A 19,830-nucleotide genomic window follows, 5' to 3' on the forward strand; every position below is an offset into this window, starting at 1 on the left:
TCTAGTGATTAAACGGTTTTAACTAAAGAGTCTTGAGAGAGATCGTGGATAGTTTTTGCTCCAGTGAGGGTCATGGCAACGCGCATCTCCTTATCATAGAGATCCAATAAATTCTCGACGCCTTGCCCTCCTTGAGCCGCCAGCGCATAGACGAAAGAGCGACCCAGCAAAGTGCAATCAGCGCCGAGCGCCAACATGCGAACTACATCAAGACCGGTACGAATCCCTGAGTCTGCCAAGATCTTTAGATCGCCTTTTACTGCATCAGCGATTGCGGGTAGTGCTTTAGCACTCGATAGCACGCCATCCAATTGGCGACCGCCATGGTTTGAAACCACAATTCCATCGGCGCCAAAACGCACGGCATCCTTTGCGTCCTCTTCATCGAGAATACCTTTAATGATCATCGAGCCTTCCCAGCTATCGCGAATCCATTCGAGATCCTTCCAAGATATTGACGGGTCAAAGTTAGCCCCTAACCAGCCAATGTAATCTTCAAGCTTGGTTGGCTCACCTCTGTAGGTTGAGATATTGCCTAGATCATGAGGTTTACCCAAAAGCCCCACATCGAGCGCCCAGCTCGGATGAAGCATAGATTGTGCAATGCGGCGTAAATTCGCGTTAGGACCACTCATACCCGAATGCATATCTCGGTAACGCGCTCCGGGCACTGGCATATCAACGGTAAAGACGAGAGTCTTAACCCCAGCGGCTTTGGCACGCTCTAGAACATTTTTCATAAAGCCACGATCTTTTAATACGTAGAGTTGGAACCACATCGGTCTATTGATGGCAGGCGCGACCTCTTCGATTGGGCACACTGACACCGTTGACATGGTAAAGGGAATGCCTTTTTTGTCGGCAGCTTTCGCCGCTTGTACTTCACCGCGACGCGCATACATTCCCGTTAATCCCACCGGAGCTAGGGCAATGGGCATTGCTAGTTTTTCCCCAAATAGCTCGGTCTCTAGGTTGAGCTCAGACATGTTATTGAGCACTCGCTGTCTCAGTGCGACATCACCTAAGTCTTGGGTGTTATTTCTTAGTGTTCGCTCGTCATATGAGCCACCGTCAATGTAATGAAACAAAAAGGGAGGCAGCTTTCTTTTTGCTGCAGCTCGGTAATCGGTAGAAGCGGAAATGATCATATGTCAGCTCTTTTTTGTCTTTGTTCTTGGATCAAAAATGGGTTGTTGACGGCTTAGATTAAAGGAGCGGAAAGCCGGTACGTATTGGGTAAGTACTCAACAAAATTAGTTGCTAAGTACTTACTTTAGCTCATGAAAATTATTTCATGAGCACATCTGTAAAGTGAAATCCATAAATGAGAGTGAGGCCAATAATCCCTGTCATTACAAGGTAATAAATGGTGGGAATAATTGTCTTGCGCAGGGTGGCGCCCTCGCGACCTAAAAGGCCCACCGTAGCCGATGCCGCTACCACATTATGAATCGCTATCATGTTGCCAGCCGCCGCGCCAACCGCTTGTAATGCCACCACTACCGCGCTAGAGATAGTTAACGTCTGCGCTACCTCAAATTGGAACTGGCTAAACATCATGTTTGATACTGTATTAGAGCCTGCAATAAAGGCTCCCAGCGCACCTACGGTAGCACTAAGCATAGGGAAGGCAGAGCCAACAATATCAGCGGCAAAATTTGCTGTTGTGACAGGCATGCTGGCTAGGTCGGCACCGTTAACGCCAGAGTTAATAAAGATTCGCACCATAGGGATGGTGAACAACAAGACAAAGCCTGCACCTATGAGTGTTTTGCTTGATTCTCCAAAAGCGCTTGCTAATGGCTTTAGATTTCCAGATTGTAGAATGACCGCGAGTAGGGCAACCAAGACTAAGATGCCTCCCGGAAGGTAGAGCGGTTGAATCGCTGTGCTAATGCCTGTCTCACCAAGGATATTACCGAAGGATAGGCTGACGCTCTTTAGCATGCCTTTGAATTCAGGGCTAACGCGACTCCCCACAAGGATCACCGCGAGCATTACATAAGGTGCCCACGCCTTTGTTAAACTCATTGGCTTGCCAGTGGTCTTTTGATTGAGTTCAATCTTTAGAGAGCCTAACCATTCTGCTGGCCACTTGTCTTCACTCTCAAAATCCCATTGCTTTTTGGGTACTAGGAATCCCTTCTTCGCCGCCGTAACGACAATGGCTAAGCCAAGCAAACCGCCAATCAATGATGGGAACTCAGCTCCAAGAAATACGCCTGTTAATGCATAAGGAATGGTAAACGCAAAGCCTGCAAATAGGGCAAACGGCAGAATATCTAATCCCTCTTTCCAACTCTTATTTTTACCAAAGAAGCGAGTGAGCATCATCGCCATTAGCACAGGAATAAGAGTGCCTACTACCGCGTGTATCAGAGCAACACTTGAGGTGATTTGCTGTAGATAGGCATCCCAAGTAGAGCCGTGGGCGATAAGTGATTCACCTATGTTGTGCGTATCTAGTCCTTTGTTGACACCTACGATGATAGGCGTGCCAACCGCGCCAAATGACACAGGCGTAGACTGGATCATCATCCCCATAAGGACCGCAGCCAAGGCAGGAAAACCAATAGCGACTAGCAGAGGCGCGGCAATAGCCGCAGGCGTACCAAAGCCCGATGCGCCCTCGATGAATGAGCCGAAACACCATGCAATGATGATGGCTTGTATACGGCGATCGCTGGAGATATCTGTAAAGCCGTTACGAATGACTGTTATGGCACCGGTGTGCTTTAGAGTGTTGAGTAAGAAGATGGCACCGAAGACAATCCAAAGCACCGACACCGTAATGCCAAGCCCTTGAAAGATAGAAGCAAGCACCCTGTTTACAGACATGTCCCAGAACGCTAGCGCTATTACCACAGTTAATGTAAATGCCACGGGCATGGCTTTTTTAGCGGGCCAGTTGAGGCCGACCAGTAATATCGCCGCCACAACGATTGGCGAGAAGGCCAACAAGGCCAATAATGTTTCACTCATGGGTACATCCTCGTACTCTGATTTTATTTTGGCTGTACTGCTACATCAGCTCAGGAAAGTGTTTTTGTAATGGTTTTGTTAAGCGAGTGTGAATTTAGCCCTTTATTTTTTATGGATATAGCGAAATAATGAAAATGATTAATTCCAAAATTGGCATAATAAAATGCGAGCAGATGATCTTATTCTCTTTTCTCAGGTCATAGAACTGGGGAGCTTTAGTAAGGTGGCAGAGGAAAATAACCTTACAAATTCGGTGGTTAGCAAACGAATCGCCCGATTAGAGGAGGATGTAGGCGCGCAGTTATTATATCGAACAACGCGTAAATTGAGTCTGACGGAAGCAGGGAAGACTTTGTGGCATAAAGCAAAAAATGTGACTCAAGCCACCCAAGAAGCAAAGGACGCAGTTTCTGGTTTTGGAGAAAGTATCTCTGGACATCTTAAAATGTCAGTCCCCACGATATCGGGGGATTTGATCTTGGCAGATGCGATTGCTGAGTTCTGCAACTTGCATCCAGGGCTATCAGTAGACATGTCTTTAGATAACCGATTTGTGGACCTGATTTCTGGTGGATACGACTTGGTGATCCGTACCGGTTATCTTGAAGACTCAAGCTTGATTGCTCGCCATATCATTGATTCTCAATGGGTTGTTTGTGCTTCTCCCTCCTACATAGCCAAGCATGGCAAGCCAATTAAGCCCATTGACCTCACTGAGCACAACTGCTTGCAATATGCCTACCAAACTACAGGCGCGAGTGAGTGGGAGTTTAAGGGAGATAAGGGCAACTACATTGTGAAGGTCTCAGGAAGTTTCTCTACCAACAATGCTACTGCGCTGCGCAAGTCTGCGTTAGGGGGGCATGGTATAGCCTATGTGCCGAGGTGTTTGGTTTATCATGATTTTCGTAACGGGCAACTGGTAGATATTTTTCCTGATTTGGTGGGAAAGAAATTAGGCATATATGCTGTGTACCCCTTTACGAGGCAGCCACCAAACAGGGTCAAGCTATTGATAGAGCACATTAGGCAGCGTTACTTGACCATCTCGCACTATTTTTAGCCACACAAAGCTGGCTTACATTGTCCAGTGTCGGTAACAAGCAAAGATGGGTTATACTTCTGTTTTTAAACAAGAAGTTTTTAGGTAGGGGCCTGCATGTCACTGACCACACAACTGGCGCTGTTTCGAGACGTGGTGCAGCAAGGCTCTTTTTCCAAGGCCGCTGCTCTGCATGATATGGATAACTCATCGCTGTCGAAACAGATCAAGAAGCTAGAGGTGACCCTTGGCGTACAGTTACTTAACCGCTCAACACGCTCGTTCTCCATTACCTCGGCTGGGGAGGAGATCCTAGAGCAAACACACACCCTGCTTGATACCTTGGCGCACATTCATAGCATCGCGGATAGTTATCAATCTGTTCCTAAGGGCTCGCTTCGCATTACCTCACCTATCTTCTTTGGGCAGGAATATCTGCAACCGGTAGTGACTCGATTTATGAAACAGTATCCCGATGTTCAGGTCACTCTTTCTTTAGATGATAAACGAGTGGATATCATTGCTGATCACTTTGATCTTGCGTTTCGCATTAGCAAACTAAGAGAGTCCAATTTGATTGCGAAGAAGATTGCCAACACCAATTTTGCGGTGGTGGCCTCAGAGCAATTTATCGAGCAATACGGAGAGCCAAAAACACCACAACAGCTGTTGGAATTGCCAGCCGTGGTGTACAGCAATGGCAGTGTGACTTTAGATAGGATTCGTATCAGTGAGACTGCTCACTCGACCAACATGGTAACGCTAAGGATGCAGGGGAATTATAAGGTCAGTGACGTGCGCACTATGATGGGCGCGGTAAAGGATGGCCTAGGCTATGCGCTCATCGACTTGTTTAATCTTGACCAACCTATCTCTGAAACTAAGCTGGTGCCACTGCTGACAGATCATAAGCTCTCGACCATGGAGACAGGGATCTACGCCATCTATCCTCACCGAACACAGACCCTGCTGGTGAGTGAATTTATCCAATATGTCCAGCAACACATTGGCTCTCCGGCACTATGGGAAAGCCATATCCCAAACTACAAAGACTTATATCAATAAGGCGTTCGCGAAGATCTCTGCGAATACATTAAGATGTTTTACAATGTAACGCACTGACATGGTTCCAATAATCGACTATCGCCTGTAGAGTATGCAAAAATTTGGTAGAGAGCTAATTCATCTAGTAAGTCGAATTAGTGTGCATTAAGAATAAAGGATAGATAGGTCGTGGCTGAACAAGGGCAAACTTCGCTCCGTGTTGCTGTAATTGGTGGCGGAATCGCGGGTTCTACGGCAGCGTTACATCTCGCTGAACAAGGTATAGAGGTCACTTTGATTGAACAAAGTGATGGCTTAGTCAATGGTCCACCTATCTGTCATCTTCACGCTGGTGGCAACCTTTATCGCGAGATTTCTCAGCAGCAATGTGTAGATCTACTTAAGCAGTCCATTGAGACGGTTCGCCTTTTTCCCAATGCGGTTAATGCTCGCCCAACGGTTATTGCGACGCCACTCACTGACAGTAGCGATCCCCAGTCTTTGCTACCTCGTCTATCCGTTATCCAAGAAAGTTATCAATATTTGGTCGAGCAAGACCCATTGAATTGTGTGCTAGGTGATCCTAAACACTATTACTCTCAATACAGTCGCGCACAACTAAACGCGCTTCGCGAGAGTGAGCAACCTGAAAATCCATCGAGTCATGATGACTGGATGATTCCGTTCGCTCAGCATGTGGACCTAGATAACCTCAAATACCCTGTATTGGTGGTTCAAGAGTTTGGTCTTAGCGTTTTTCGTCTGGCAGCCAGTGTTACCCTGACCTTAGAGCAACACCCTAAAGCGCACCTGATGACAGGATGTCGCTTAGAAGATGCACGCTATGTAAATAATCAATGGCATTTAACTTATCAACTAAAACAGGGTGATAAGGAACAATTAGTCGTAGACTATTTGGTCAATTCCACTGGCTATAAAACGGGTACCATTGATGATTTTACCCACCAGTCGCAAAAGCGTTTAGTGGAATTTAAATCCGCATTTATAACGCACTGGGAGAATAGTGGCATCCATTGGCCTGAGGTGATCTTTCATGGTGAGCGAGGCACTCCTCAAGGAATGGCACAGCTGACGCCTTACAGCAATGGCTACTTTCAAGTCCACGGTATGACTGAGTCCATTACCTTGTTTGATAAGGGCTTAGTTGCAAGCGAAGAGCCAAGTTCACAGCCTAGGTTACCGTTAGAGCTTGAAGCAAAGATCACTCATGGCTGGCCTGAGTCTGCGATTCAACAGCGCACCCAAAACGCAATAGGGCATATGAGTCAGCATATTCCTACCTTTACGAAGGCGACTGTGGGTGGGAAACCGCTTTTTGGCGCTCAGCAAATCCCAGGTGAAGACCCAAGGCTACGTGTAGCAGACGTCTCATTTACCGAAAACAACTATGCGCGTATCGAGTTGGTAAAAGCTTCTTCGGCTTACCAAGCGGCGAGAAAGATCAAAGACCAGTTGCAACGTATACATAGCTCTGAGCAAACGCTAATGGTATCGGGTGTCAGTGTCGAGCAGGCTCACCCGAACCTGTCAGCTTTATCTCCTGAAAGAATTGAAGTGCGAGCTAAACAGCTGGCTCGAGATAGGGGGTATCCTGAAGCTCTGGCGATTCAAACCGGAACTAATAGCTGATTGGTGAAAGCATTTAAAGAATTGTTTTACTAACATCCGCTGGACGCATTGACCCTCTCACCGACATAACATAGAGCGAACTTATAGCTCGCTCTATGTAATACTAATCGTAGTAAATAACGGGTCATCCTAGCTTGTTAAAACACTCGATAACGGCGTTTTTCCTACCCTATTTCTGACCACACTACTTAATGTGATTGGTATATTTTAGATCGCTGGATTATTTTTTAGACCAAGCAAACTTTTCAAATACCTTGTCTACTGGCGTGTGAGCAACATGGTTTACGTAGTTACTGATCACTTTTTGCGAAAGACCAAGGATCACCTCAAGTACCTGCTGCTGACCGTAACCTGCACTAAAGAATGCCGCTAGGTCTGCTTCTGATACATTGCCACGCTCACGTACTACTGCAAGAGTGAAGTCTTTTAGTGCTTGAAGTTTAAGTGTTGGCATTGCTTCATCGTTACGCAGTGCTTCAGTCAGTGCAGGATCAACCTTCATTGAGTGTGCGATACCAGTGTGTGCAGGAACGCAGTAGTGACACTCGTGCTCAACGTTGATGGTTTGCCATACAACTGTTAGCTCTTCAGCATCAAACGAGGTGTTAGTGAATTGCTGATGCAATTGCGTGTATGCTGTTAGGATTTGAGGAGATTCAGCCATTACCGCGTAAAGACCTGGAACCATACCCATTTGTTTTTGTGCGCCTTCAAGGATTGCTTTGCTTTTCTCAGGTGCTGACTCAACAGTGTGTAGTTTAAATTCGCTCATTTTCTCTTTCCTATTCTCTAACTTATTAACTTTACTTACTTATTTTACTTCTGGCTCTAGTAGAACTTTGGTTACAAACAGGCGAACCATCGGTGCTACAAGGGCTAAAACTAACAGTGCAGCTGGCACCATTTGTGACACTGCGGTTAACCATGCATCGAAGAACACACCGTTTGTTGGTAATGTTTTAGCAACCATGATAGCTGGCATGCTAAGAAGCATAGTAGGTAGAACCATAGAAACCATTAGTGGGTACTGGAACTTACGTGGGAATTTTTTCATCATGCTCTCTCTTATGCTTAACAGTGATTGGCTAACTGATGGGGCTATATTAGTCCCTATCCTTGAAATCAAAAATAGGCAACATTGAACTTGAATCTTTCATATTTGAATGATTAACTCAGGGGGCAATCCTCAAGGGTGATCAAATATGAAAGCAAAGGATATCTCCAACCTCTACTTGTTTTGCCAATCTGTCGAGTGCGGCGGTTTTGCAGCGGCGAGTCTTAAAACTCACGTTTCAGCCCCAACGTTATCAAGGGCTGTGGCAAGTCTTGAAGATAAACTGGGTGAAAAACTGGTACATCGAAATGCCAAGCAGTTCCAACTCACGACGGCAGGCGATGAATACTATCAACGCTTCGCTGCTCTATTTATGCAGCTTAATGATGAATGGACACAGCTTTCTAACAGTCAGCCAGTATTAACGGGTGAGATCCGAGTATCTTGCCCTGAGCCATTTGCGGATAATTTCCTGCAAAAGATGGCGATTGAATTTATGCAGCTTCACCCAGAAGTCTCCGTAACCATTCAATTTAGCGCAGGCACAGAGCGTTTCTTTAATGAGCAGATTGACCTTGCGATTGTGACGACTCCACCTCATGCCAATCATTTAGTTCAGCGTCAGTTGTTTGAATCATCATTAATGCTAGCAGCATCGCCAAGCTATATTGAAAAACATGGTCAGCCAAAACGAGCAGAAGAGTTGATTAATCATCAGCTACTTTCAGGTAATAACTTGCCATATTGGGAGCTAAAAGAAGATGGCAACGCGATCCGTATTCCTTATCAGCCTCGCTACTCAATCAGCAGTCTACGTCTAAATATTGACGCGACATTGGCAGGAGCTGGGATCTGTATGATGCCAAGAGCGGCATTTGAAAAGCGTGCAGAAAAAGAAGAGTTAGTAGAGGTATTGCCAGATGTTGAATACCCAACGGGTAAAGCATTCTTGGTATGGACAGACAGAAAACTGATAGCGACCAGAGTGGTTGCTTTTAGAGACATGATTTTTGAGCGTTTTGGGCAATCAACTGAATTTTTGGCTTCGATTAACTCAGAGCGAGATTAGGGGCTGTATTGATGAAATGACAAACGCCAGACTAGACGAACTAATCTGGCGTTTTTTTGTTACTTTAACGATTACTTCTTACGAAAATATAGGAATGCATTCAACCAAGCTAATCCAAGAATAATCAGCGTCATTACCGGTGGCTTTGACTGAAGTGGCAATACTTCCGCTGGCACACTTGGCAATAGGTGAACATACACCGCAACAATCATAATTGCCGTTGTTAATAGTGTTGATAGCTGCATTGCTTTATCTTTAATCGATGTTGCTAGTGCCTTATAACCCATCATCACCACAAGCAGTAGTAAACCGGCAAAAATTTCACCTAATTGCCCCATCCATCGAGACAAGGTAGGGAAAGGCAGTTCACTCAGCGCAATCTGTTTTGCAAACATAGTAGTGAACGGGTCAAAGAATTTAACTGTTCCCGCCATAACCATAAAGGCACCAAGCAGTCCTGTTAGGATTTTCTGAACCTTAGTCCCAATACTATCGGTTTTGTCATAGCTGCGAACTAAAAAAATACCAGTGATTAGCAGCATTGTGCCGATAAGAGATAACTCAAGAATTAGTTGTGATGTGCTCATAGCAAACCTTCATTACGTGTTAGCAAGTTGATGTCGCTATTCTACGAAACACAAACGAATTCAAAAATAGACAGGTTTGATTGATATCCATTCAAAAATGCAAGATTGAATTGTATATGGATTTGCCTCCTAGACCACTTTGGGGGGAGAAGTGAGCTAGGAACATCATTTTTGAAAGTCTGCCAATCCTGCTTTTGAGCACCCTTTAATCAATCCTCACTAAGCATCAACTCCAGCGCTTAATCCACCAACTCAATGTTAAGACTTTCGAGTAAATTCAGCGCCTCAAAACGAGAGAATTTAGCTCCAGATAAACGGTTATTGTTTAAGTCGATGCCAAGGTTTGATGACTCAGTGAAGTCGACTTGTTCTAGGTTGGTGCGCATAAATAGGCTGTGTCTAAAGTCACAGTAGGTCATGCTTGATTGGGAAAAATCTCCCTCTCGGAAGTCTGCATCGTGCAACTTACATTCTGTGATGGTCAGTTCTTGGAGGGTAAGTCCAAACCAAGAGCAGTCGTTGAGGATGCAGTGTTTGAAGGACAGTTCGCAGTCGGCATGGAAGCTAGGCCAGTGGGCTGTCGTCCAGTCTATACCGACCAACTTACTCTCGTTAAAAGCAACCTGATACCAACGGCTGTTAGGGATCTTGATAAGGCTAAGGTTACAGCGAACAAATGAGCAATTAATGAAACGGCAATTGGAAAGCTTGGCTCCAGAAAAATCGCAGTCTACAAACTCACATTCTTCAAATTCAATATTACTGAACTCTTCATAAGCGAACGTCTGCTTAGAAAAGGATTTGTCGTAATATTGCTCGTTATTTTTCATTCCGTAATCCGTATATAGGTCATTGTTTAGCAGGCGTTTGATAGCTGCAGATGCCCATGCCTTAGATAAATTCTATGCATGGCAAGGCTGGCGATAATCAATACCATAGACAATATCATGAAGCCCAGGCTAATCGCATCGTAGTAGCTGAGTATTGCGATCATGACGTAGCTAATACTCTGTGAAAAGGTAGAGAAAAGCTTGAGACCGCCATCAATTCGACCACGATAGTTGTTATCTACTTCTAAGTTCATCTTATAAGTTCGCGCGATGCGATTGTAGCTAGAGAAGAAGCCAACTAACAAGGTCAATCCCACTATCATCTGAGGTGAAGGTGACAGTGCCATAGCTAATACGAGCAATCCAACGCTGAATAGACACGCCATCATCGCCTTCTCCGTGGCAAATTTGCTAAGCAATACCTTGACGAAGAAGCCACACATCAATGCCCCAAGGCCATAACTTAGGCTCCAACTTGCAAACCAAGAGGCTGAAATGACTTGCTCGCTAAAGTGTATTGGGATCAGTTTAGAGAGATAGGTGAGCGCTGGGTATCCAAGACAAGAGAGTGCCAAGAAGGCATAGAATCTTGGTTGCTTAGAAAATACCTTCTTACTTTCAATCAGTTGTGATGAAAACGAAGGCGAGGATTCTTGTCTAGGGCGACGATGATAAGTGGTAAGAGAAAAGCTAAGCAGTGACAGTGTGGATGCGACTGCGGCAAAGGTCGCAAATTGAGCCATTCCCCAGAGCTCTAGGAAGACAATACCTAATGAACCCGCACCTAGTGAAGTGGCTTGGAATACAATCTCTTGGTAACTGGAGTAGGAGGCATACTCATGCTGTTGGTAATTCTCTTGGGTAAAGGCGTTGTTGGTGCACCAGGCAAGATCGTTGGTTAACCAGAATACCAGCTGGGCAAAGGCCAAAACCCAGACGGAGATAGCCGGCTCTTGGGAAAATAAAAGCAATATCAATGCTGTCGTTACCTGGATACCTTGCACCAGCATTAAGATGGCTTTACGAGAATAGCGATCAATGAAGGTGGCAAATATTGGGGTTAAGAAAAACGATGACAGTGTGCAGGCTAGAGTAGTCAGAGCAACGAAAAGCCCCATGTCGCCTTGTTGCAGTAGAAACCAGGGCAGAGCCATCATGACTAAGCCTGACGATATTCCATCCCAAAATAACCCGCTTAGGTGTGGTAAGAATTTTTTGTTCATTGTTGTTCCTTGCAAGTCCATTTGCCACAAGCTTAATAGTTAAAGTTAACTTTAAGTCAATGCTTATTTCGTCTGTTTTTGGGACAAGAGAAAATAGCAATAACTGTGTTATTATTGATAAGTGATGCTTATTAGGTGGGACTATGGCAAAAGACTTAGCGGCTAATCTAGATCTTAATTTATTGCGTGTGTTTGTGGTGCTGTTTCAAGAGAAGAACACTCGTCGTGCGGCAGAAAGGCTGCATGTTACCCAGCCTGCGGTAAGTCAGTCTCTAAAGAAACTCCGTCACCACTTTGATGACCCTTTGTTCGTGAAGGTGACGGGTGGACTAGCTGCTTCAGGTTACGCTGAGCGGCTATATGATGTTGTGGCTCCAAACCTAGAAGTTCTGTTTAGCGGTTTGTCGTATCTTGATTCTTTTTCACCACAAGAAGTAACGCAGTCAGTAAGAGTCGCTCTTTCGCCACCTGCCATGATGGCGATATCGGGTTCTTTAATTCTTAAATTTAAAGAGTTAGCACCGAATGCAGAACTATCGATAGTATCTTGGTCTGGTCAGACGATAGAAGAACTATCTAACGGCGATACTTTAATAGGGATTCATTATGGGGATATTGCTTATCCTAAGAATATTCACCGCCATCAAATCGCTATGTTGACAGCCGGTGTTGCTGTTAGAAAGGGACATCCCTTACTTAAGGAACAAAAAGTTTTCCAACAGCTAGCAGACTATCCAATAGCCTCACAAATCATCCCCGGTTGGAATGATAAAAAAGTTGTTGCTGCGGAAGTCATGGGACGTTATGGGATGAAACTAACCGTAGGATTTCGTGCTGAAGAGAGCGCCGCATTGGTTGATGTAATTAGCCAAACCGATATGTTTATGCCAATAACAAGCCTTTTTCCAAGACATAGATATAACGATATTGCCTACCCAAACGTTCAAGTTCCTGATCAAGATCGTGACTATCCTTTATATTGTTACCATCACCTACGACACCGCAGGAGCCCCATTGTTGAGTGGCTATATCAAGTTATTCAACAGGTAGTGGAAGAACAAATATCACTCAATTTCGATAACTAATACTTATTACGGCTATTACTATTGCTACTTAGAGTGGAGTGCTACGCTCCTCTATCATAACCCGCATATTTTGAGCGAAAAGCTCAATTCCATTATGCGTCACAAGGATGTTTCGCTGACATAGAGTATTCGCGCTATGAAGCATTTTATCCGTTTTGTTTCCATTTCCTTTCTTGTCTCTTCCTTTTACACATCCGCTAAAGAAGTGCACTTTTCTCCTCATATTACGGCTGGGCCTTTGGTCGGTGCGGGTATCAGTGGCGTTGGTGGTCAGCTTGGCATTACAGAAGTGTTTGGTAGCAACACGCTTTACGCCAGCTTTGAGAAAATTGATTATCAATACCTTATTGACGATGAAGAGTGGAAAACCTATAGAGTCGGGATCCAACACCCCTTGAGCAAAGAGCCTAGGATTGCTTTTCAGTTTGAGTTGGGCGGCATTGATTATCAGGGTGAGCGTAGCCTCATCTGGAGCAAAGAAAGCCGTTCTGGCTCGGGCGTTTCTACCTCTGGTTCGGTGGTATTGAAGATCAATAACTATCTTGGGGTTAGAGGCGGACTCACCCTAAATTATATCGACCGCAAGAACACTTTTTTGTCCTATTCTACGTTCTCAACCGTTCACCTTGGTGTGGTTTTAAACACAAATTTTAACGGCTAATGCTAGGTTAAATCTGATTTGATGTTGCGCTATTTCCCCTAAGTGCTCCGATGGGTGGTTATGTAAACTTTTTCTGTTCTTTAGTGTGTCATTTTCCACCCATTTTACTCTTATTCATAAGTACCGATAAACTGAGGGATTGGGTAAGGTATTGAAATTATTAACCTTAACAGAAATATGACATTTCTGGCACGGTGTTTGCTCTCTAGTCGGCAAACTGCACCCATAGAAGGGGCAGATTGACCATCAAGGAGATAAACCATGTTTAAACCCCTCACTCTACTTTCTGTTTCTGCTCTAGCTTTACTGAGCTTCAATGCCAGCGCTAACTGCGATGATGGCGAGATCGTTATTAAGTTCAGTCATGTAACCAACACAGATAAGCACCCTAAGGGCATTGCCGCATCATTGCTTGAGGAAAGGGTGAACACTGAAATGAATGGTAAGGCATGTATGCAAGTCTTCCCTAACTCAACACTTTATGATGATGACAAGGTACTTGAGGCGCTTCTAAACGGTGATGTTCAGCTTGCTGCACCATCACTCTCTAAGTTTGAAAAATTCACTAAAAAGTATCGTATTTTCGATCTTCCTTTCTTGTTTGAAGACGTCGCTGCCGTTGATAAATTCCAAAACTCAGAGGCAGGAGACAAGCTGAAAAATGCAATGAAGCGTCGCGGTCTAGTGGGCTTGGAGTTTTGGCATAACGGTATGAAACAGATGTCGGCCAATAAACCATTATTGATGCCTGAGGATGCAAAGGGACTCAAGTTCCGTGTTCAAGCCTCGGATGTACTCGTGGCGCAGTTTGAGCAACTCGGTGCTAACCCTCAAAAAATGTCGTTTAAAGAGGTATACGGCGGTCTACAGACCAAGGTTATCGACGGTCAAGAGAATACCTGGTCGAACATCTACGGTAAGAAATTCTTCGAGGTTCAAGATGGTGTGACAGAAACTAATCACGGCATCCTAGATTACCTTGTGGTGACTTCAAATGACTTTTGGACTGAACTACCAGACGATGTGCGTACTCAGTTAAACACTATTTTGATGGAAGTTACTCAGACTCGTAACTCAGAGTCGTTCAAGGTTAACCAGGCCAACAAAGAGAACGTGATCGCCGCAGGTGGCACAGTGAGAACGTTGACTCCAGAGCAACGTCAAGCGTGGGTAGATGCTCTTCAACCAGTATGGAAGAAGTTTGAGAAAGACATCGGGGCTGAATTAATCGATGCCGCGCTCGCTTCAAATCAATAACTGGATAGGGCTTCTTCGGAAGCCTTAGTTTCACCCTAAATGGCGTTCTGCTTTTATAAGAAATCTAGATCGAACTAATGCATTCTCTTTAGGTGTGATTCCCTCTCGTACAACGGATGTGAGTACTACACGATGAACGATAATCATCAAACCGAATCTACTTGGGATCGAATTGGTCGGGTGACTGACCAAATTGAAGAAACCTTAGTCGCCTTTTTTCTTGGCACAATGACATTGTTGACCTTTGCCAACGTGGTCATGCGCTATGTGTTCAATGACAACATTTTGTGGGCATTGGAGCTGACCGTTTTCTTGTTTGCTTGGCTGGTATTGGTCGGCGCGTCTTATGGCGTAAAGAAACATTTTCATATTGGGGTGGATGCGTTCATCAACATCCTACCGGATAGAGCGAGACAGGCCTGCGCTATGCTGTCCGTTGTTTGTTGCTTGGCTTTTGCTCTGCTACTGCTAGTCGGCTCTTGGAACTACTGGTATCCATTTGCAACAGACAGAGCGTGGTATGAAACCGACGATATCCCTATGCCTGAGATCTTCCAGTTTATGTCTGACTGGCTCAATGAGGGGGAGCGCTATGAAAAGCTTCCACGACTGATCCCTTATATGGCTCTGCCAATAGGGATGGGCTTGTTGACCTTTAGGTTTGTTCAAGCCGCAGTGCGAATCTTTACCGGAAAAGCGGATCGCTTAATTGCAGGCCATGAGGCCGAAGAAGAACTAGAACAACTAAAACATGACAGCGCTAATATCGCTGAAAAGGGAGATTAGACGATGGCTGTTTTGGGATTGTTTGTCATGGTTATCCTGTTCATGCTGATTGGCGTGCCAATCGCTGTATCGCTTGGATTAGCCAGTATTCTATTTTTGATGATTCACTCTGATGCCTCATTAGCGTCGGTGGCACAAACCTTGTTTAACGCCTTTGAAGGGCATTATACGCTATTGGCGATTCCCTTCTTTATCTTGGCATCCAGCTTTATGTCTACAGGTGGGGTAGCTCGTCGTATCATTCGCTTTGCGATTGCTTTAGTCGGCTGGTTTAGAGGCGGATTGGCCATGGCGTCGGTTGTGGCGTGTATGATGTTCGCGGCACTGTCGGGCTCATCTCCGGCGACTGTTGTGGCTATTGGTAGCCTGGTTATTGTGGGCATGGTGAAGAATGGCTACACCAAGGAGTTTGCTGCAGGGGTAATTTGTAACGCGGGTACGCTCGGTATTCTTATTCCGCCTTCGATTGTAATGGTGGTGTATGCCGCAGCAACTGATGTCTCCGTTGGACGCATGTTCCTAGGCGGTGTGATCCCGGGTCTTCTAGCCGGTGTGATGCTGATGATTGCTATCTACATTGCAGCAAGAATTAAAAACCTACCTGCGCAACCTTTTGCTGGTTGGAGAGAGATTGGTGCAGCAGCTAGAGATGCCAGCTGGGGCTTACTGCTGATTGTGATTATTCTTGGTGGTATTTATGGCGGGGTGTTTACGCCAACGGAGGCTGCTGCGGTCGCCGCTGTGTATGCGTTTTTGATTGCCAATTTTGTCTACAAAGATATGGGCCCGTTTGCGGACAAGTCGAACAAGAAACCGTTACTGCTAAAGGTGGTACAGACTTTTGTTCACAAGGATACTAAAGACACATTGTTCGAGGCGGGTAAGCTGACTATTATGTTGCTGTTTATCATTGCTAACGCATTGATACTAAAGCACGTATTGACAGAAGAACGTATTCCTCAGTTAATTACAGAGTCCATGCTATCAGCAGGTCTCGGCCCCATTACATTCTTGATTGTCGTAAACATCTTGCTGTTGATTGGCGGTCAGTTCATGGAGCCATCAGGGCTATTGATTATCGTTGCACCTCTAGTGTTCCCGATAGCTATTGCTTTAGGCATTGACCCTATCCACTTGGGAATCATGATGGTGGTGAATATGGAGATAGGTATGATTACGCCGCCGGTGGGACTTAACTTATTTGTCACCGCCGGGGTGGCTAAGATGTCAATGTTAGGCGTCGTGAAAGCCGCACTACCTTGGGTTGGCGTGATGTTCTTATTCCTCATCATTGTGACTTACGTACCTTGGGTATCCACTTGGCTTCCGACCCTGTTAATGGGGCCGGAGATAGTGACTCGCTAGTCGGCTTTATAGTTGTCTTTATCGAGTTGATAACGCTGCATCTTGTCGTAAAGGGTTTTACGCGCAAGTTGCAGCGTTTCCATTGTCTGCTTAATACTGCCGTGATTGTCAGTCAGTGTTTGCTCCAAGGTATACTTTTCAAACTCCGCAACTTGTTCTGCCAAGCTCAGTTCTGATTTTTCGTTGGTACTTGAATTCTCAAGTGTAAGCCGACCTAATAGCACAAAGCGCTCTGCCATATTTCTCAGTTCTCGCACATTACCCGGCCAATCATGATTGAGCAGCAAGCTTAAATCTTGAGAGCTCAATGCTTGCGAGGTTTTACCATAGCGAGAGGCGGCAACCAGTAGGAAGTGATGGAATAGGGTCGCAATGTCTTCTTTGCGCTCCCTTAAAGGGGGAAGTTCTAGGGTGACAACATTGAGACGGTAGTATAAATCTTCGCGGAAACTGCCTTGCTGGGCTGCCTGTTTGAGGTCCACTTTTGTTGCGGCTATAACGCGAATATCAATTGGGATAAGAGAGTTTGAACCGACGCGCTCAATGGCGCGCTCTTGCAGGACACGCAGCAATCTTATCTGCGCCTGCATTGGCATCGACTCTATTTCATCAAGGAATAGTGTACCGTGTTGTGCGTGTTCAAGCTTGCCAATACGACGAGATTCCGCCCCCGTAAAGGCGCCTTTTTCATGGCCGTAAAGCTCACTCTCAATCAGGTTTTCTGGGATAGCGCCGCAGTTAACCGCGACAAAATTATTGTCTCGGCGACCGCTTTGCTCATGCAAAGAGCGAGCTACTAACTCTTTTCCCGTTCCTGTCTCGCCAAAGATAAGGATGTCCGCTGAGGTATCGGCAATATGAGTAATGGTCTCTTTCAGGTGCAGTATTGCAGAGGTATCACCAATGATGCGCGGCCCGAGTGTTTGGCTGGCCTTCAATGAGTTTCGAAGACGCTGGTTTTCTATGGTGAGCTGGCGCTTTTCAATGGCTCGCTTGGTGGTATCAAGCAATCTATCAGTGGCAAAGGGCTTTTCTATGAAATCATAGGCACCCTTATGCATCGCCTCTACCGCCATAGATATATCCCCATGGCCGGTAATAAGAATAATGGGAAGCTCAGGATGTTGCTTATTGAGACCATCCAGCAGGTCTAAACCCGATAGACCAGGTAGACGAATATCCGAGATGATAACGTGAGGTAGGGTGGTCTCCAGGGCTTGCAAGGCCAACTCTGCATTTTCATAAAACTGGGCTTCAATGCCCTCTAGCTCGAAGCTCTGCTTTAATGCCGAGCGGATCTCTGGCTCGTCGTCGATAATGAAAGCGTGGCACATAATTAGTCCTTAGCCGTGAGTAGTGAAATAGTGAATCGAGCGCCGCCAAGAGGGCTTCTGGCATACTGCAAGTGACCATAAAAGCTATCGATGATCTGCCGTGAGATGGAGAGTCCCAGACCCAATCCATTGTCCTTTGTGGTAAAGAAAGGTTCGAATAGGCGCGCGATCTTTTGCTCTTCGACACCGGCGCCATTGTCATCAATATGTATGAATAGCCAACCATCAGAGCTGTTTTCAAGAGAGATAGTCAGTTTAGGTTTTTCGAGACCCTTAATCTCTTGCATCGCATTGGTAAGAAGATTGACCAGTACTTGCTCCAGTTGAATTGGGTTCGCCAACACTGAGTAGGAAGAGGGGGCGGCCTCAATAAGGTTGATATTAAGAGATTTGAGCTGTGGGTTGAGTAGTGCTTTGGTAGAGAACAACACAGGATCCAATGCTATGTAGGTGAGGTCGGTGTTATCCGATTTTTTAGCAAAGGAGCGCAGTTGCTGGCTGATGTTTGCCATTCGCTCCGTGAGCTGGGTGATCTTTGAAAAATTCTCGGAAGCTTGTTCACTGTTTCCTTTGATTAGGTAACGAGCGCCGTTATCGGCATAGCTTCGAATAGCGGCGAGAGGGTTGTTGAGTTCGTGACTAATGCTGGTGGACAACTCGCCCAATAGTGCCAGTTTTGCAGCCTGGATGAGTTCACCTTGGGTTTTTATTAGCTGTTGCTCTGCCTCTGTACGTTGGCGAACCTCTACTTGCAATTCTGCGGTACGCTCTAGCACTTGAAACTCAAGCTTTTGTTTTGCTTCTGCTTGAATTCGGTCTATTTGTTGATGCTTCAAATGTCTATGTCGCGCCAGCAATAGCAGTAGGGACAAGACACCAAATATTAGTGCGACGATAACAGCGAAATTGATCATCGACCAATACAGATGCTTGGTGGAGACTAAGCTTCGGAGGTTTAATTTGGCTCTTGGAAAGCGCTCAACGAGAGTAAGAAACTCTCCATTGGTATTATTGTCTTTTAGGTTAAGCAGGCTAGGTGAAACCGTAAGATCGCCTGTGGCATTTAAGGGCTCGATATCAGCGTTTAAGTACTGCCGACTCTGCCTGATTTGTGTAAGGGTATCTTCAGGCAGATTGGTCAGGCTTTTGAAGAGCCAAGAGGGCTCACTAGACATGAATATGATGTTGTTATCGTCGGTGGCAATAAACGCACCTTGGCTTTGCTGCCATGTAGACTCAATAGCGGATAGCTCCATTTTCACTACCACTACGCCGATAATTTCCGCCGCATAGACAACAGGAAACCCGTAATAATACCCCCTTAGCCCAGAGGTTAAACCAAGAGCAAAGTACTCACTCTCTCTACCTTGTATGGCATCCTTAAAGTAAGGGCGAAAAGCGAAATTTTTACCGATAAAGGAGCGTTCTAAAAACCAATTACTGGCCGCAATGGTTGTTCCATAGGAATCTAAAAGGTAGGTGTCGGCTGCTGAAACGACTTCGTTTACATGGTCCAGATAACGATTGGTGATCTCTATTTGAGCACTGTTATTAGGTGTCAGCAGTGCGTTGATCAGTTCTTTGTCTTTTGAGATTAATTCGGGGATATGACTGAATTTATCCAGCTCGCTGGTGATGTATTGCGAGAGCTTTTCAATATGTGTTTCTTGCTGGCTAATTAATTCGTCTTTGGTTTCGTTCCACACCCATTGCCCACCCAATACTAGGGTGCAGACAAACAAAATCAATATCAGCAAAAATTGACGATACATTGCAGTAAATCAGTGAGATTCCAACAGGTTAGCTTGTTGAAAGTATATGTTAATTTAATGTAACTGCGATAAAGGGAGGGAGTTATTGA

18 protein-coding genes are annotated in these 19,830 nt (G+C 45.3%); 9 read left to right on the forward strand and 9 right to left on the reverse strand.

Going from position 1 to position 19,830, the window contains the following annotated elements; translation table 11 throughout:
- Window positions 1-8: 8 nt before the first annotated feature.
- Both lldD and D5I41_RS05075 read right to left on the reverse strand, forming a co-directional pair.
- Window positions 9-1,148, reverse strand: a complete 1,140-nt coding sequence (gene lldD, locus D5I41_RS05070) for an FMN-dependent L-lactate dehydrogenase LldD (RefSeq protein WP_119008813.1) — start codon at window positions 1,146-1,148, stop codon at window positions 9-11.
- Between the two features lie 139 nt (window positions 1,149-1,287).
- Window positions 1,288-2,982, reverse strand: coding sequence for an L-lactate permease (locus D5I41_RS05075; RefSeq protein ID WP_119008814.1), 1,695 nt, complete (start codon window positions 2,980-2,982; stop codon window positions 1,288-1,290).
- Between the two features lie 163 nt (window positions 2,983-3,145).
- Here D5I41_RS05075 and D5I41_RS05080 point away from each other — a divergent pair, with 163 nt between their 5' ends.
- The 3 genes from D5I41_RS05080 (at window position 3,146) to D5I41_RS05090 (ending at window position 6,718) form a co-directional block, all read left to right on the forward strand.
- A complete protein-coding gene (locus D5I41_RS05080; protein WP_119008815.1) occupies window positions 3,146-4,045 on the forward strand; it encodes a LysR family transcriptional regulator in 900 nt (299 codons plus the stop codon).
- Between the two features lie 96 nt (window positions 4,046-4,141).
- Window positions 4,142-5,089 carry a LysR family transcriptional regulator gene (locus tag D5I41_RS05085; protein ID WP_119008816.1) on the forward strand — a complete coding sequence of 316 codons (948 nt, stop codon included), beginning with the start codon at window positions 4,142-4,144 and terminating at the stop codon, window positions 5,087-5,089.
- Between the two features lie 168 nt (window positions 5,090-5,257).
- Complete coding sequence (locus D5I41_RS05090; RefSeq protein WP_119008817.1) at window positions 5,258-6,718, forward strand: FAD-dependent oxidoreductase; 1,461 nt, start codon at window positions 5,258-5,260, stop codon at window positions 6,716-6,718.
- 220 nt (window positions 6,719-6,938) lie between these two features.
- On the opposite strand, the gene D5I41_RS05095 is transcribed toward D5I41_RS05090, so the two are convergent.
- Together D5I41_RS05095 and D5I41_RS05100 are read right to left on the reverse strand one after the other, a co-directional pair.
- Window positions 6,939-7,490: a carboxymuconolactone decarboxylase family protein gene (locus D5I41_RS05095; RefSeq protein ID WP_119008818.1), complete on the reverse strand. Its 552-nt coding sequence runs from the start codon at window positions 7,488-7,490 to the stop codon at window positions 6,939-6,941.
- A 39-nt stretch (window positions 7,491-7,529) separates the two neighbouring features.
- Window positions 7,530-7,775, reverse strand: a complete 246-nt coding sequence (locus D5I41_RS05100; protein ID WP_235868861.1) for a DUF2798 domain-containing protein — start codon at window positions 7,773-7,775, stop codon at window positions 7,530-7,532.
- A 145-nt stretch (window positions 7,776-7,920) separates the two neighbouring features.
- Here D5I41_RS05100 and D5I41_RS05105 point away from each other — a divergent pair, with 145 nt between their 5' ends.
- Complete coding sequence (locus tag D5I41_RS05105) at window positions 7,921-8,841, forward strand: LysR family transcriptional regulator (RefSeq protein WP_119008819.1); 921 nt, start codon at window positions 7,921-7,923, stop codon at window positions 8,839-8,841.
- Between the two features lie 71 nt (window positions 8,842-8,912).
- On the opposite strand, the gene D5I41_RS05110 is transcribed toward D5I41_RS05105, so the two are convergent.
- The 3 genes from D5I41_RS05110 to D5I41_RS05120 form a co-directional block, all read right to left on the reverse strand.
- Window positions 8,913-9,428: a hypothetical protein gene (locus D5I41_RS05110; RefSeq protein ID WP_119008820.1), complete on the reverse strand. Its 516-nt coding sequence runs from the start codon at window positions 9,426-9,428 to the stop codon at window positions 8,913-8,915.
- A gap of 239 nt (window positions 9,429-9,667) precedes the next feature.
- Window positions 9,668-10,258, reverse strand: coding sequence for a pentapeptide repeat-containing protein (locus tag D5I41_RS05115; protein ID WP_119008821.1), 591 nt, complete (start codon window positions 10,256-10,258; stop codon window positions 9,668-9,670).
- Window positions 10,259-10,284: 26 nt separating this feature from the next.
- On the reverse strand, window positions 10,285-11,481 hold the full coding sequence (locus tag D5I41_RS05120) for an MFS transporter (protein ID WP_119008822.1): 1,197 nt from the start codon (window positions 11,479-11,481) through the stop codon (window positions 10,285-10,287).
- A 143-nt stretch (window positions 11,482-11,624) separates the two neighbouring features.
- Between D5I41_RS05120 and D5I41_RS05125 the strand changes: the two genes are divergently transcribed.
- The 5 genes from D5I41_RS05125 (at window position 11,625) to D5I41_RS05145 (ending at window position 16,635) form a co-directional block, all read left to right on the forward strand.
- Entirely contained in the window at window positions 11,625-12,566 is a 942-nt protein-coding gene (locus D5I41_RS05125; RefSeq protein WP_119008823.1) for a LysR family transcriptional regulator, read from the forward strand.
- Window positions 12,567-12,702: 136 nt separating this feature from the next.
- Window positions 12,703-13,227: a hypothetical protein gene (locus D5I41_RS05130; RefSeq protein ID WP_119008824.1), complete on the forward strand. Its 525-nt coding sequence runs from the start codon at window positions 12,703-12,705 to the stop codon at window positions 13,225-13,227.
- A 261-nt stretch (window positions 13,228-13,488) separates the two neighbouring features.
- The gene (locus tag D5I41_RS05135) at window positions 13,489-14,484 is read left to right on the forward strand and encodes a TRAP transporter substrate-binding protein (RefSeq protein WP_119008825.1); all 996 of its coding nucleotides are present in this window, start codon (window positions 13,489-13,491) and stop codon (window positions 14,482-14,484) included.
- 132 nt (window positions 14,485-14,616) lie between these two features.
- Window positions 14,617-15,270 carry a TRAP transporter small permease gene (locus D5I41_RS05140; RefSeq protein WP_065598527.1) on the forward strand — a complete coding sequence of 218 codons (654 nt, stop codon included), beginning with the start codon at window positions 14,617-14,619 and terminating at the stop codon, window positions 15,268-15,270.
- 3 nt (window positions 15,271-15,273) lie between these two features.
- Window positions 15,274-16,635 carry a TRAP transporter large permease gene (locus tag D5I41_RS05145; protein ID WP_119008826.1) on the forward strand — a complete coding sequence of 454 codons (1,362 nt, stop codon included), beginning with the start codon at window positions 15,274-15,276 and terminating at the stop codon, window positions 16,633-16,635.
- Here D5I41_RS05145 and D5I41_RS05150 read toward each other — a convergent pair.
- Both D5I41_RS05150 and D5I41_RS05155 read right to left on the reverse strand, forming a co-directional pair.
- A complete protein-coding gene (locus tag D5I41_RS05150; RefSeq protein ID WP_119008827.1) occupies window positions 16,632-17,969 on the reverse strand; it encodes a sigma-54-dependent transcriptional regulator in 1,338 nt (445 codons plus the stop codon). The genes D5I41_RS05145 and D5I41_RS05150 overlap by 4 nt on opposite strands.
- Before the next feature lie 2 nt (window positions 17,970-17,971).
- Window positions 17,972-19,741, reverse strand: coding sequence for a sensor histidine kinase (locus tag D5I41_RS05155; RefSeq protein ID WP_119008828.1), 1,770 nt, complete (start codon window positions 19,739-19,741; stop codon window positions 17,972-17,974).
- Between the last annotated feature and the right edge of the window lie 89 nt (window positions 19,742-19,830).

Source organism: Vibrio superstes, assembly GCF_003569005.1.
Lineage (GTDB): Bacteria > Pseudomonadota > Gammaproteobacteria > Enterobacterales > Vibrionaceae > Vibrio > Vibrio superstes.

Coding starts and splice junctions, on each gene's coding strand:
- D5I41_RS05125 (WP_119008823.1), top strand. CDS start 11,625: ATGGCAAAAGACTTAGCGGCTAATCTAGATCTTAATTTATTGCGTGTG.
- D5I41_RS05105 (WP_119008819.1), top strand. CDS start 7,921: ATGAAAGCAAAGGATATCTCCAACCTCTACTTGTTTTGCCAATCTGTC.
- D5I41_RS05095 (WP_119008818.1), bottom strand. CDS start 7,490: ATGAGCGAATTTAAACTACACACTGTTGAGTCAGCACCTGAGAAAAGC.
- D5I41_RS05140 (WP_065598527.1), top strand. CDS start 14,617: ATGAACGATAATCATCAAACCGAATCTACTTGGGATCGAATTGGTCGG.
- D5I41_RS05135 (WP_119008825.1), top strand. CDS start 13,489: ATGTTTAAACCCCTCACTCTACTTTCTGTTTCTGCTCTAGCTTTACTG.
- D5I41_RS05145 (WP_119008826.1), top strand. CDS start 15,274: ATGGCTGTTTTGGGATTGTTTGTCATGGTTATCCTGTTCATGCTGATT.
- D5I41_RS05155 (WP_119008828.1), bottom strand. CDS start 19,741: ATGTATCGTCAATTTTTGCTGATATTGATTTTGTTTGTCTGCACCCTA.
- D5I41_RS05110 (WP_119008820.1), bottom strand. CDS start 9,428: ATGAGCACATCACAACTAATTCTTGAGTTATCTCTTATCGGCACAATG.
- D5I41_RS05120 (WP_119008822.1), bottom strand. CDS start 11,481: ATGAACAAAAAATTCTTACCACACCTAAGCGGGTTATTTTGGGATGGA.
- D5I41_RS05150 (WP_119008827.1), bottom strand. CDS start 17,969: ATGTGCCACGCTTTCATTATCGACGACGAGCCAGAGATCCGCTCGGCA.
- D5I41_RS05130 (WP_119008824.1), top strand. CDS start 12,703: ATGAAGCATTTTATCCGTTTTGTTTCCATTTCCTTTCTTGTCTCTTCC.
- D5I41_RS05075 (WP_119008814.1), bottom strand. CDS start 2,982: ATGAGTGAAACATTATTGGCCTTGTTGGCCTTCTCGCCAATCGTTGTG.
- D5I41_RS05100 (WP_235868861.1), bottom strand. CDS start 7,775: ATGATGAAAAAATTCCCACGTAAGTTCCAGTACCCACTAATGGTTTCT.
- lldD (WP_119008813.1), bottom strand. CDS start 1,148: ATGATCATTTCCGCTTCTACCGATTACCGAGCTGCAGCAAAAAGAAAG.
- D5I41_RS05080 (WP_119008815.1), top strand. CDS start 3,146: ATGCGAGCAGATGATCTTATTCTCTTTTCTCAGGTCATAGAACTGGGG.
- D5I41_RS05115 (WP_119008821.1), bottom strand. CDS start 10,258: ATGAAAAATAACGAGCAATATTACGACAAATCCTTTTCTAAGCAGACG.
- D5I41_RS05085 (WP_119008816.1), top strand. CDS start 4,142: ATGTCACTGACCACACAACTGGCGCTGTTTCGAGACGTGGTGCAGCAA.